Genomic DNA, 12,283 nt, shown 5'->3' with positions numbered 1-12,283 from the left:
TCAGACTACCAAAATTTGAAAGCAAAGCATCATGCCTAAATTAATTTTTTAAATATATTTTAAATCTACATTTATGCAATAAAAACAATCAGTTTTTATACAATTTGGTATCCACAAAACGAATACACTTCTCTCGCACATTACTTGTGCAAAACATAAAAATTTAGGAGAAAAAATGAAACAATCGAAAAAAGTATTGGCGGGTTTGCTCAGTGTTGCTGCTCTCGCGACAGGTTTCTTCACAGTGACGGTGACGGCAGCCCCACCTAAAATGATTGAAACAATCTACTACAATGACGCAAACCACACGACTGAAGTTGGTTATCGCGTGCGCCTGTGCAGCGGTCGCACCGTCACGAGTGGCACAGTGACACCTTACACGGAAGTTTCAAGCGAACCTTGCATGTAACCCCCGTTTCGCGGAATACGTGATGAGCTAGCTTCTCGCCAATCATTTCCGCAATGAGCCTCATCGGAGTACGTATCGTACGGATACTCCGATGAGGCTACTAAAGATTTAGATTTAGATTTAGAAAACCCAAGTTTCACCGCGATGTCCACTTGCAAATTCACGTAATTTTTGACTAACCGTTTCCCAGCCTAAAGTCTGCGCATAGAACATCGGGCCACCACGGTGCTTAGGAAAACCATAGCCTTTCAGATACACGACGTCGACATCGGATGCTCGAGCAGCAATGCCTTCCTCAACAATTTTTCTACCTTCATTCGCGAGGGCCAACACGAGGCGTTGAACGATTTCCTCGTCGCCGACTTCTCTCTGTGCGTATCCTTGCTCTAGTGCGTGTTGCCTGATGAGGACCAAAACAAATTCCGATGGATACGCAGTTCTGTCGTTGTCCTGATAATCATACCAACCAGCTTTCGTCTTCTGACCAAATCGACCAGCCTCGCACAGAAGGTCGCCTAAAGCAGAGTAGATTTCATCCGGTTTACTTAATTTGCGCGCTTTACGAACTGCCCAACTGATGTCGTTACCCGCTAAGTCACTCATGCGAAACGGTCCCATGGCAAAGCCAAAGCGCTCGATTGCTGTATCAACCTGTTGCGGAGTACAGCCTTCCTCAAGCAAAAACGCCGCTTGTTTGGTGTACTGTGCGAGCATGCGATTTCCAATAAAGCCATCGCATACACCGGCGACGACAGCGGTCTTTTTAATTCGCTTTGCCAATTTGAGCGCAGTATTCAAAACTTCAGCACTGGTCTCGCGTCCACGCACCACTTCCAATAACTCCATGACATTTGCGGGGCTAAAAAAATGCAAACCGATGACGTCTGAAGGTCGGCTCGTAAAAGATGCAATGAGATTCAAATCCAAGGTTGACGTGTTTGATGCGAGAATCGCGCCAGGCTTCATGACCTGATCCAGTTGACGGAAAACGGCTTCTTTCACAGACATCTGCTCAAAAACTGCTTCGATCACCAAATCCGCATCGGCGATCTCTTCATAGTTCTGCACACCTTGAATCAAACTGAGAGCATGTTCACAAGCCGCTTGATTTAACTTACCTTTGCTCACCGAAGATTGATAGCTTGTACGGATTCTATACAAGCCTTTGCTCAGAGATTCCTCTTGTAGATCGAGGATCTTCACTGGAATTCCCGCACTCGCAAAATTCATCGCGATTCCAGCCCCCATTGTTCCCGCACCGATGACTGCTACCTTTGCGATTGCACGCGTTGGCGTGGAAGCGTCAATTCCTGCGACCTTTCCAATGGCGCGCTCAGCAACGAAAATATGTCGTAAAGCTTTTGATTCTGGGCTGGAAAGCAACTCTTGAAATGCATTACGCTCCATTTGTAAGCCTTCAGCGAAACTGAGCTGGGTTCCCTCCTCCAAAACTTTTAGACACGCTTTAGGAGCTGGCAAGAATGGGGATTTCTTTTGTAGTTCGAGGCGCTTCTGCTCAAACAAGCTTGGATCTTCCGCGACGATCACTGCTCTTTCTGCGACACGTGGAATTGGGCGTACCGTGGCGACTTTCTCTGCGAACGCGATGGCTGAACCCAAGAGTGCCTTGGTATCGTCGACAAAAAAATCAAACAAAGGGGTTCCGCGAAGCGACGATGAATCAAGCACCTGACCACTCGTGATCATGTCGACGCATGTTTCCATCCTCAACAGACGCGGCAAGCGTTGAGTACCGCCTGCACCCGGCAAGATACCGAGTTTAACTTCCGGCAAGGCGAGCTGACATGCTGAAGTGCCGACCCGATAATGACAGGCCAATGCTAATTCCAGTCCTCCGCCCATGCACACGCCGTTCACGACAGCAATTACCGGCTTCGACGCTAATTCAATCTGATTGAGCAGCGCAGGTAAGGCGGGATCTGCAAAGGTTTTCTCGGTGCCAAATTCTTTGATGTCAGCGCCGCCAGAAAAAGCAATTCCGTGTCCAGTAATGATAATTGCGGTGATAAGTTGATCGCTCAATGCATTTTGCAAGTGCTGGGCAATGGCGGCTCGAGTCGCATGAGCAATCCCGTTCACAGGTGGATTGTCAATGCGGATGATGGCTACGGAGTTGTGATGTTCAAGATGGGCGGTCATAGTCTCAAATTCTTTTTTTTGATGATTGATTGATCGCGAGCCGCCACTTCATCAATGAATGAAATGGGACCAGCCGGAGCATTGTCGAAAGCTTTCGATGCTCAAAACACAATCATACACGAGAGACTAACGGACACGCCGACCTCGATCTAAGCGCGTCCCACACTAACAACAACCTATCAACAAGCTAAAAAACAACCTAGCAATCCCTTACAAATATCCTAGATCAATCTTTGAGTCGGGTGCGGGTTCTTGCTCTTGGAGTTCTGCTTGAAAACTTAGACGGTGCTTTTGCAGAAAATCGAGGGTCTGGAGAATCTGTCGAGCGATCACGCGAACTATCTCGACTTACAGTTCGTTTTCCTGATAGAGAGTCAGACCGTACACGTGGTGAATCCTGCGTTGCGCTCGGGCTACGCTCTCTCTTTTCAGACATGCCCTTCAGTGGTTCGCCACTTTCAAGCGTGAATCGAGCTTGTTTGTCTTTGCCCAAGACTTTCACCAAATACGGCATGACTTCTTTTAAGGTTGCTTCTAATGTCCACGGTGGATTAATGATGAACATGCCACTGCTATGCAAACCGAAGCCATCTGGACTCGGACCTGAAATGCTGAGTGTGACATTCAACCATGTGCTTCCCGGTAAGCGTTTGAGACGCTCCGGCAATTGCTGCGATTCTTGGCGTGCCAGAGCGGGATACCAGACCGCATAAGTACCCGTTGGGAAACGCTGTAAGGCATCTTCAAGACAGACTTTAACGCGACGATAATCGTCTTTAACTTCATAGGGCGGATCGATCAAAACTAAGGCGCGTCGAGATGGCGGTGGCAAAAGACCTTTTAGACCATCAAATCCATCGCCTGCGTTAATCATGACGCGCTTGCCGCGGCTGATTTGGCGCTCGCCTTGCTCCGCTTTGTGTTGCGCGAGTCGATGAAAATTCTCACCAAGGATTTTGATCTCGCTTGGATGCAACTCGAACAAACGCAAGCGGTCCTGATCCCGCATAACCTGCTCAGCGCAATACGGCGAACCAGGGTAATAGCGCAGCTTTCCGCTAGGATTAAGTTCGCGCACCAAATCCAGATACGTCTGTAACGCAGCCGGAAGATCGTCACAGTTCCACAATGGCGAAATACCCGTTTCGTATTCCGCATTTTTGGTGGCGTAGCCGGTATCCAGAGAATAAAGCCCTGCGCCAGCATGAGTATCGATATAGCTATAGGCGGTATCTTTATTATTGAGGTACTGCAACAACTCAATTAACACAAAGTGTTTGAGGACATCGGCATGATTGCCGGCATGAAATCCATGGCGATAACTGAGCATATTGGTATGATGAGAAGAAGTTGAGCAGCGCTTTGCGAAGCATTCTGCATCGTGGGCACTGAATGAAGAGGTCGATCATTCATAGATCGTCGCTACTGATTGCGACATTTTACTCTGTTTCAGTGCTAGCTCCTAGCACTCAAAGCCTAGTCGACACGCTTCCCAAAGATGATCAAGTCTCTTTCAATACCATCGAGATTGGCAACCCTTGGTAATGTGGCCCAGATTTCAAAATTGAAAGATGCAAATAAATTCATACTTGGCACGTTGTGTCCAAAGATAAATCCGAGTACGGTATGCACCCCAATTTTCGGGGCGAATGTGATCGCTTCACGTAACAGATATTTACCAAGTCCCTTACCACGCATTGAAGTATGCAAATAAATCGACAATTCTGCCGTTCCTGAATAGGCAGGACGTCCGTAGAAATTGGAATAGGACAACCATCCGAGTATCTCCCCCTTATCGCCTTCAACTACCCATAAAGGACGAGTTTCAGGTTTGTGTTCGTGAAACCAATTCAAACGCGACTCGACCGAAATCTCTTCGGTATCCGCCGTCACCATGCGTGAGGCAATGGTTGAGTTATAGATGGCAACGATCGCAGGTAAATCCTCGATTCGCGCCAATCGATGCGTGTAGTCTTGTTGCTGATCTATCATCATAAAAACCTAAAAGATTTCGGACAAAATTATAGGCGCACAAGGCGCCTAAGCATGGTTTATAAAGAATGTCGCCGAATCGCGACGACATCTTCTTCAAACTATAAGGTATGTGTCGCACGAGAAGACCGGATGGTTGCACCCAACACTTCTTCCACTCGAGTTTTTACACGAATTCCACTTTCATCGTTTGGAAAGTGAACCCCAATTCCCTGCGATTTATTGTTACCAGCACCTGCTGGTGTAACCCAAGCGACCTTCCCTGCAATCGGATACTTACTTGGATCGTCGAGTAAACTTAAAATCAAATAAATTTCCTCACCGAGCTTATACGACTTGTTGGTGGGCACAAAAATACCGCCATTCTTGAGGAAAGGCATATATGCAGAATACAACGCAGACTTCTCTTTGATCGCCAGCGACAAAACCGATGGTCGCGATGGTGCCGGCATATTCAATGGGACGCCGGGATCTTGTGGTAGATCAGCCATAAATTTCCCCGTATACCTAAAGCCTTGGCTTGAAGATGAGCCAGACTTTGGGCGCAAATTAACAAATCAAAATATTAACGGAACGCTGTCGAATATTCTAACAGCATATCCTCTAAAAACAGCTTCGCAGAAAGTGGATGGCTTGCGATTGCTTGGCGATCCTGCACATTTTTCATCAATTTCATTAATTTATCGTTGCTTGTACGAGACGCCAAGAGCTCGATTTCTTTTTTATACTTTGGATAATATCGTAAGCGACCCGCTTGCTTCATGCTGAACACATCGTATAACCAACGCTGCAACCACGACACCGTACGCGGCATTTCTAGCTTTTGCATTTTGTCGGCGAGCTTCAAACTCGCATCGACATCGGGTTGCGACAAGGCTCGCAAAAAGTCATCGAGTTCACGTGCATCTTCAGACTGCGCCATTTCTAAGGCTAACAAAGGAGCACCACCCTGCTGAGCTAACCAAACCTCTGCGTCTTTGACACCTTGTGCTGACAACCAAGCGCTTGCTTGTTCTTTACTTGGCATCGGCAGCGCCAATTTATGGCAGCGCGACAAAATTGTCGGAAGCAAACGATCGAGTCGATGAGACACCAAGATAAAAACGGTGTTCGGATTAGGTTCTTCTAAGGATTTGAGCAAAGCATTTGCGGCGGGCACATTGAGTGCCTCTGCTGGGTACATGAGAACAACTCTAGTACCTTGCCGGTGCGTCGAAATATTCATGAAATCGCCAAGAGCCCGCACTTGGTCAATCACGATTTCCTTGGACGGCGCTTTACTGGATTTAGCTGTTTTCTTTTCAGTCTCAATATCACTCTCGGTCGCATCCGTGGCGGCCTCTTCTTCATCCAATAGGCCGGGTCGCACGCGGCGATAATCCGGATGACTATATTGATCAAACCAATTGCATGAGGAACAAATACCACAGGCGTGGCCGTCGGTATTCGGTGACTCACACAATAGTGACTTGGCCAAATGTTCAGCGAAAGTTGCCTTGCCTATCCCTTCAGAACCGAACATCAAAATAGCATGTGGCATGCGTGCTCGCATCGCCATCACTTGACGCCAAGCTTCTTCGTGCCATTCATAAAGCGGTGAGCTCATTTTCTCGCTCTCATCTGATGGTGGTTATGTTCTGCCGAGCACTTTACTGCGCATTTTTAAATGCTAGCAATTGCTGTTGGACGATGACTTTCAACTGCTCTTGTATAACACTGATCGTCTGCGTGGAGTCGATAATTCGAAATCTTTGCGGAAATTCCTGAGCACGTCGCAAATATTCATTGCGGGTATCGATGAAAAAATCCGCATTTTCCTTTTCAAATTTATCAAGTGTGCGAGTTGCATCGAGACGCGCACGCGCGACCTCAATCGGCACATCAAAGAGTAAAGTTAAATCTGGCTGCAAGTGAGGATGCACCCATTGTTCCAATGCATTCAATTTACTAATGCTCAGGTGTCGTCCACCACCTTGATAGGCAAAACTGGCATCGGAAAACCGATCTGAAATCACACATCCACCAGCATTGAGCGCTGGCTCAATCACTAGGGCCAAATGTTCGCGACGGGATGCAAACATCAACAAGGCTTCGGTCTCAAGATGCATACTCTGTTGCAGTAACAAATTGCGTAAAGCTTCGCCTAAAGGCGTTCCTCCCGGCTCACGTGTATTCCGAACCGTGATGCCGCTATTCTCCACAAGCGCCCGCACGAAGTCGATGTGTGTCGACTTGCCCGCGCCGTCTATGCCTTCGAAGGTGATGAAGAGTCCTCGTTTGTTCATCTGTACTTATCTGTTTAGTGATCGTGTTTGCATTAAATTGGGGGCGATAAATTCGTACTTCGACATAAATTTTATGGTCCAGCCAATCGCATCAGTTAAAGATGTTTAACGCTGATATTTATTAACGGCCTTATTATGTTCGTTTAAGGTTTCCGAGAACTGACTTGTTCCATTTCCCCGCGCGACAAAATAGAATGCATTGCTTGGCTCTGGATTGACCGCTGCTTTCAGAGAATCCATTCCAGGCAATGCAATCGGTGTCGGTGGTAGCCCGACTCTCGTGTAGGTATTATAAGGCGTGTCTGTGGTCAGATCGCGTTTGCGGATATTCCCCTTAAATTGCTCCCCCATGCCGTAAATCACAGTGGGATCTGTTTGCAGGAGCATGCCTACTTTCAGTCGGTTCACAAACACCGAAGCAATCATGCCGCGCTCGCTTGCTTGACCTGTTTCTTTTTCGATGATGGAGGCCATAATAAGAACTTGATACGGCGTCTTATACGGTAAATTTTCAGCGCGTTTTTTCCACACCTCGTCAAGACGACTCAACATCGCTTGATGAGCAAGACGAAACACTTGTAGGTCGCTACTATTTTTTGCGAATCGATAGGTGTCCGGAAAAAAGAGACCTTCGGGATAATCAAACTCGCTACCGATCGCCTTCATCAACTCCCGATCTGACATAGCTAGACTATCGTGACTAATTTCGGGATGCGCGTTGATGGCGTTCCGCATTTGTCGGAAATTCCACCCTTCAATGATACTCAGGCTAGTTAAGCTAAATCGTCCTTCAACAAGTTTGCTGAGTAAGTCCCGTGGAGTTTCATTGGTGCTGAGTTCATAAGAGCCCGCTTTGAGTTTATGCGCACTTCCTTGGACACGTGCCAGTGCCTCAAATAACCAGCCTTGTACGGGAACTCCCGCTTGCTGCATCTGCTTTGCCGCACCGCGAATGGTGCTACCTGATTTGATGGAGAATTGAATCGGCGTGGGGCTTGCTATTAAGGCTGTGTCAGACCAACGTTGTAGGTACCAAGCGGCACCACCGATTGTAATCGTAGCCAATACCAACATCAGAATGAAGAGTTTTTTAAGAAAGCCCATGGCAACATCAAATTCAATTTACTGCGATAATTTCAAAAAATGCCTGCCATTGTAAATGGGATCAAAGGTCAAGTGATACAAAAATCAAAAAATGAGCGACTTATGGAAAACTTCGATTTACGTCTGTTTGAAACAGAAAATATGCCAACTCTGGAAGAATCAACACGGAATTCTTTTATATGCCAGCTTCAAGATCAAGCCCTACTCAAAGTGACTGGCGAAGACGCGGCGACTTTTCTTCATAGTCAATTGAGCAATGACGTCGAGCGTTTAAAAGAAGGCGAAGCACGATATGCGGCATATTGCAGCGCCAAAGGCCGAATGCTGGCAAGCTTCTACTACTGGAAATATCAGGATGCCATCTTCTTACAATGTGCCGCCGATCTTTTGCCTTCATTGCAAAAGAGGTTGCAAATGTTTGTGTTACGCTCCAAAGTCAAAATAGAGGATGTATCAAATCAGTTTAAAACGTTTGGTTTAGGCGTTAACAATGCTGAGTCAGCACAGCTTCTTAGCACGCCTCTTCCGCAAAAGGTGAATGAAGTTTCAGCTTCGGAAACTCATTTTCTAATACGGCGCGACGATTGTTTGGGATTGTCCCGCTATATGCTTTTAGTAGAAACTGCAGAACAAGCAGCCTCTAGCTTCACTCATTTACAAGGCTTTACTGCCCAACTGCCGATTGTGAATGCAAGAATGTGGCGAGTCGGACAGATTTATGCTGGTATCGCACAAGTCAACGATAAGATCAAAGAACAGTTTGTTCCTCAGATGTTGAATTTCGAACTCATCGGTGGCGTGAACTTCCGCAAAGGATGTTATCCGGGGCAAGAAATTGTCGCTCGCAGTCAATACTTAGGAAAACTGAAGCGACGTATGACAATCGCGAGTATCGATGGTGCCGATCTCGCGCTTGCTACAGCTGGGCAAGAGATCTTCGCAAAAAGCGATCCAGAACAACCTTGCGGCATGATTGTCACAGCCGAATTCGATCTCGATGGTACGGTCATCGTCTTGGTTGAAATAAAACTCGCGGCGCACGAAGAAGGCCAAGTATTTCTCGGTAACGTCAGTGGGCCTCAGCTCTCATTCAAGGCATTACCTTATGCCTATATCGATGTAACAGAGTAGGTCACCATGCATTGCTATGTTTATTTTAAGGCGCATCTCAACAACCAAACTGCGGTTCTGCAGTGTTTAACACGACTCCAGACATCCTTACGCCAGCTCGGTCTTAAACCAGAGGTTCAAAAGCGTCCCAACGCTCATGATGGTATCGAAACGTGGATGGAAATTTATCGAGATATTCCTGAAGATTTTGAAGAAACACTGGCCAAGACCGTCTCCCAATCAGGGCTCTATTCCCATATCATCGGCAAGCGCCATCTCGAGTATTTCGTCACTGTCACCGTTTAACCACCCAAGAAAAAATCCGGAGCTACATTTCCATGCAGGTCCGGATTTCATTCATTTCTTGAGTGCTATCTTTGTGTTCTTCAGTGGAATTGCAGCGTGCAAGCAATATCCGAGTTCAACGCAACTTAACTCAACTCCTCCAAGCGTAGCTTGGTGACCTTTCCGGAAACCGAGGCCAAGGCTTCGATTTGAGCAATTGCCGCATCGATGTTCTTCTCTTGAGTTTGATGAGTCAACATGATGATGTCCGTCTTTAGCTCACCCTCCCCTGGTTCTTTTTGTAGCATAGCGTCGATGGAGATCGAGAAGCCTGCAAGGATCTTGGTAACATCGGCCAAAACACCCGGCTTATCGTCCACGCGCATGCGAAGGTAATAACTTGTGTGCACTTCACTCATCGGCAGGACTGTCAAATCGCTCAGTGCGTTCGGTTGAAATGCCAAATAGGGAACGCGATGTTCTGGGTCGGCTGAAGCCAAGCGTGTAATGTCGACGATATCAGCGATCACAGAAGATGCTGTTGGCTCTGAACCTGCGCCCTTACCGTAATAGAGTGTCGCACCAACCGCATCACCTTGCACCAAGACCGCATTCATCGCGCCTTCCACGTTAGCGATCAAACGTTTTTCCGGAATCAAGGTCGGATGTACACGCAACTCAATCCCTGCTTCGCTGCGTTTGGTGATGCCTAGCAGTTTAATGCGGTAACCGAGTTGCTCTGCATACTCGATATCCGTCGCTTCCAGTTTGGTAATGCCTTCTACGTATGCTTTATCAAATTGAGTTGGAATGCCAAAGGCAATCGACGCCATGATGGTGAGTTTGTGTGCCGCATCGATCCCTTCAATATCAAAGGTTGGGTCGGCTTCTGCGTAACCGAGTGCTTGAGCTTGTTTGAGCACCGTCGCAAAATCAAGGCCTTTATCGCGCATTTCGGACAGGATAAAATTCGTTGTGCCGTTGATGATGCCAGCAATCCATTGAATACGATTCGCTGTCAAACCCTCACGCAAGGCTTTGATGATAGGAATGCCACCGGCCACGGCGGCTTCAAACGCGACCATAACACCTTTGTCTTGTGCGGCTTTAAAAACTTCATTGCCGTGCTTGGCGATCAAAGCCTTATTCGCGGTCACCACATGTTTGCCATTGGCAATCGCTTGCAATACCAAATCTTTGGCGACATCGGTGCCGCCGATTAATTCAACAACGATGTCGATCTCAGGATGATTCACAACCAAACTCGGATCTGTGACCAGCTCAACCGCGCCTTTGGTGACAGCTTGAGCACGTTCAAGATTGCGTACCGCTACCATCGAAATCTCAATCGAACGACCAGCGCGACGCATAATCTCTTCTTGATTACGCTGTAAAACATTGAACGTGCCAGAGCCGACTGTGCCTAAACCTAAGAGGCCGATTTTGATGGGTTTCATAAACGTTTTTACTCGATAAAAATTGAAAAATAATAGACTACTTCACTGCAAATTCGCCGGTACCGTGACGCCGACGATAATTCTCTAAGAAAGCCGCGATGCGACCAATTGCATCGGTCAAATCATCTGTATTCGGTAAGAACACCACGCGGAAGTGGTCTGGCGCGATCCAATTAAAACCCGAACCTTGCACCAACAAAACGCGCTGCTCTACCAGCAATTCTTGAATGAATTCCTGATCATCTTTGATCGGATAGATCTCAGGATCCAATTTGGGGAACATATACAAAGCCGCTTTCGGCTTCACGCAAGAAACACCTGGTAACGCCGTCAATAAACGATGAGCGAGATCGCGCTGCTTGCACAACCTGCCGCCAGGAGCGACTAAATCTTTAATGCTTTGGTAGCCGCCGAGTGCCGTTTGGATCGCAAATTGACCAGGGGCATTCGAGCACAAACGCATCGAAGCCAGCATGTTCAAGCCTTCGATATAGTCTTTCGCATAGCGTTTCTCGCCAGAGATCACCATCCACCCGGCTCGGTAGCCACAAGACCGATAATTCTTTGAGAGTCCATTCAGGGTCAAGAATAAAACGTCATCCGCGAGTGAAGCAATCGATACGTGCTCCGCATCGTCGTATAAAGTCTTATCGTAAATTTCATCGGCAAACACGATTAATTGATGCTCACGCGCGAGGTCAACAATTTGCTGCAATACTTCCACTGGATAAAGTGCACCCGTTGGATTATTAGGATTGATCACAACAATCGCCTTAGTTTTAGGCGTGATCTTGCGCTTGATATCTTCGATGTCGGGCATCCAATCCGCTGACTCGTCGCAGACGTAGTGCACAGGCTTACCACCTGAAAGGCTTACCGCAGCGGTCCACAAGGGGTAGTCTGGCGCAGGGACGAGAACCTCATCGCCCGTATTCAGTAAGGCATTCATACCCATCACGATCAACTCGGATGCGCCATTGCCAATATAGATGTCCTCGATCGTCACGCCGCGAATTTTTTTCTCTTGCGTGTAATGCATAATCGCTTTACGCGGAGCGAACATCCCTTTCGAGTCGGTATAGCCGGCAGCATTTTGCATATTCAAAATCATGTCTTGCACGATTTCATCGGGCGGACCGAAATTAAACACGGCTAAGTTGCCGATGTTTAATTTAATAATTTTCTGACCTTCCTCTTCCATCTGCTTGGCTTTTTCAAGCACAGGTCCACGGATGTCATAACAAACGTCTGCAAGTTTTTGTGATTTCTGAATCTGGCGCACGATGCTGCTTTCAAAAAAATAGATGTGTGATCAATTTGAATAGTTTAAATTCTCATCACTCGAAGATATCAACCGAGGAACTCTCAAAATGCTGCACTGCCGAACGAACCATTGTGCCCAAAGCCTGCTGTTTTATCAATGCGTTTCGCCAAATTTTTTTAGGAAATTTTAAGGCGATGATTCGTTTCGTGAGGATAGG

Annotated in this window: 11 protein-coding genes and 1 pseudogene; 3 read left to right on the top strand and 9 right to left on the bottom strand. The window is 47.1% G+C overall.

Annotation, left to right across the window (positions count from 1 at the left end):
• The first annotated feature begins 175 nt into the window (after positions 1-175).
• Positions 176-409 (top strand): DUF6289 family protein, encoded by a 234-nt coding sequence (locus RF679_RS09530; RefSeq protein ID WP_309480409.1) that lies wholly within the window; start codon positions 176-178, stop codon positions 407-409.
• A gap of 120 nt (positions 410-529) precedes the next feature.
• Here the strand turns inward: RF679_RS09530 and RF679_RS09525 are convergent, their stop codons facing one another.
• From RF679_RS09525 to mltG, 7 genes and pseudogenes are all read right to left on the bottom strand, one after another.
• Positions 530-2,569 (bottom strand): 3-hydroxyacyl-CoA dehydrogenase NAD-binding domain-containing protein, encoded by a 2,040-nt coding sequence (locus tag RF679_RS09525; RefSeq protein WP_309480408.1) that lies wholly within the window; start codon positions 2,567-2,569, stop codon positions 530-532.
• 448 nt (positions 2,570-3,017) lie between these two features.
• A pseudogene (locus RF679_RS09520) lies at positions 3,018-3,899 on the bottom strand (23S rRNA (adenine(2030)-N(6))-methyltransferase RlmJ); the annotation flags it as partial.
• Between the two features lie 146 nt (positions 3,900-4,045).
• Entirely contained in the window at positions 4,046-4,564 is a 519-nt protein-coding gene (locus tag RF679_RS09515; protein ID WP_309480407.1) for a GNAT family N-acetyltransferase, read from the bottom strand.
• A gap of 98 nt (positions 4,565-4,662) precedes the next feature.
• Complete coding sequence (locus RF679_RS09510; protein ID WP_309480406.1) at positions 4,663-5,052, bottom strand: PilZ domain-containing protein; 390 nt, start codon at positions 5,050-5,052, stop codon at positions 4,663-4,665.
• 74 nt (positions 5,053-5,126) lie between these two features.
• A complete protein-coding gene (holB, locus tag RF679_RS09505; protein ID WP_309480405.1) occupies positions 5,127-6,167 on the bottom strand; it encodes a DNA polymerase III subunit delta' in 1,041 nt (346 codons plus the stop codon).
• A gap of 43 nt (positions 6,168-6,210) precedes the next feature.
• Positions 6,211-6,846, bottom strand: coding sequence for a dTMP kinase (gene tmk, locus RF679_RS09500; protein ID WP_309480404.1), 636 nt, complete (start codon positions 6,844-6,846; stop codon positions 6,211-6,213).
• A gap of 105 nt (positions 6,847-6,951) precedes the next feature.
• The gene (gene mltG, locus RF679_RS09495) at positions 6,952-7,950 is read right to left on the bottom strand and encodes an endolytic transglycosylase MltG (protein ID WP_309480403.1); all 999 of its coding nucleotides are present in this window, start codon (positions 7,948-7,950) and stop codon (positions 6,952-6,954) included.
• Between the two features lie 102 nt (positions 7,951-8,052).
• On the opposite strand from mltG, the gene ygfZ reads away from it, so the two are divergent.
• Both ygfZ and RF679_RS09485 read left to right on the top strand, forming a co-directional pair.
• Complete coding sequence (gene ygfZ / locus RF679_RS09490; RefSeq protein ID WP_309480402.1) at positions 8,053-9,081, top strand: CAF17-like 4Fe-4S cluster assembly/insertion protein YgfZ; 1,029 nt, start codon at positions 8,053-8,055, stop codon at positions 9,079-9,081.
• 6 nt (positions 9,082-9,087) lie between these two features.
• On the top strand, positions 9,088-9,366 hold the full coding sequence (locus tag RF679_RS09485) for a DUF4936 family protein (protein WP_309480401.1): 279 nt from the start codon (positions 9,088-9,090) through the stop codon (positions 9,364-9,366).
• Between the two features lie 125 nt (positions 9,367-9,491).
• Here RF679_RS09485 and RF679_RS09480 read toward each other — a convergent pair whose 3' ends face one another.
• Positions 9,492-10,802: a homoserine dehydrogenase gene (locus tag RF679_RS09480; RefSeq protein ID WP_309483960.1), complete on the bottom strand. Its 1,311-nt coding sequence runs from the start codon at positions 10,800-10,802 to the stop codon at positions 9,492-9,494.
• Between the two features lie 37 nt (positions 10,803-10,839).
• Positions 10,840-12,084: a pyridoxal phosphate-dependent aminotransferase gene (locus RF679_RS09475; protein ID WP_309483959.1), complete on the bottom strand. Its 1,245-nt coding sequence runs from the start codon at positions 12,082-12,084 to the stop codon at positions 10,840-10,842.
• Positions 12,085-12,283: the final 199 nt, after the last annotated feature.

The sequence above is a fragment of the Undibacterium cyanobacteriorum genome (assembly GCF_031326225.1).
GTDB lineage: Bacteria > Pseudomonadota > Gammaproteobacteria > Burkholderiales > Burkholderiaceae_D > Undibacterium > Undibacterium cyanobacteriorum.
Note: the sequence above shows the minus strand (reverse complement) of the source record. Positions and strands in the feature narration are given on the sequence as shown.

What these genes read in the sequence shown, in the direction of transcription:
- ygfZ (WP_309480402.1), top strand. Translation starts at nt 8,053, where the DNA reads ATGGAAAACTTCGATTTACGTCTGTTTGAAACAGAAAATATGCCAACT.
- RF679_RS09510 (WP_309480406.1), bottom strand. Translation starts at nt 5,052, where the DNA reads ATGGCTGATCTACCACAAGATCCCGGCGTCCCATTGAATATGCCGGCA.
- RF679_RS09515 (WP_309480407.1), bottom strand. Translation starts at nt 4,564, where the DNA reads ATGATGATAGATCAGCAACAAGACTACACGCATCGATTGGCGCGAATC.
- holB (WP_309480405.1), bottom strand. Translation starts at nt 6,167, where the DNA reads ATGAGCTCACCGCTTTATGAATGGCACGAAGAAGCTTGGCGTCAAGTG.
- RF679_RS09530 (WP_309480409.1), top strand. Translation starts at nt 176, where the DNA reads ATGAAACAATCGAAAAAAGTATTGGCGGGTTTGCTCAGTGTTGCTGCT.
- RF679_RS09480 (WP_309483960.1), bottom strand. Translation starts at nt 10,802, where the DNA reads ATGAAACCCATCAAAATCGGCCTCTTAGGTTTAGGCACAGTCGGCTCT.
- RF679_RS09525 (WP_309480408.1), bottom strand. Translation starts at nt 2,569, where the DNA reads ATGACCGCCCATCTTGAACATCACAACTCCGTAGCCATCATCCGCATT.
- tmk (WP_309480404.1), bottom strand. Translation starts at nt 6,846, where the DNA reads ATGAACAAACGAGGACTCTTCATCACCTTCGAAGGCATAGACGGCGCG.
- mltG (WP_309480403.1), bottom strand. Translation starts at nt 7,950, where the DNA reads ATGGGCTTTCTTAAAAAACTCTTCATTCTGATGTTGGTATTGGCTACG.
- RF679_RS09485 (WP_309480401.1), top strand. Translation starts at nt 9,088, where the DNA reads ATGCATTGCTATGTTTATTTTAAGGCGCATCTCAACAACCAAACTGCG.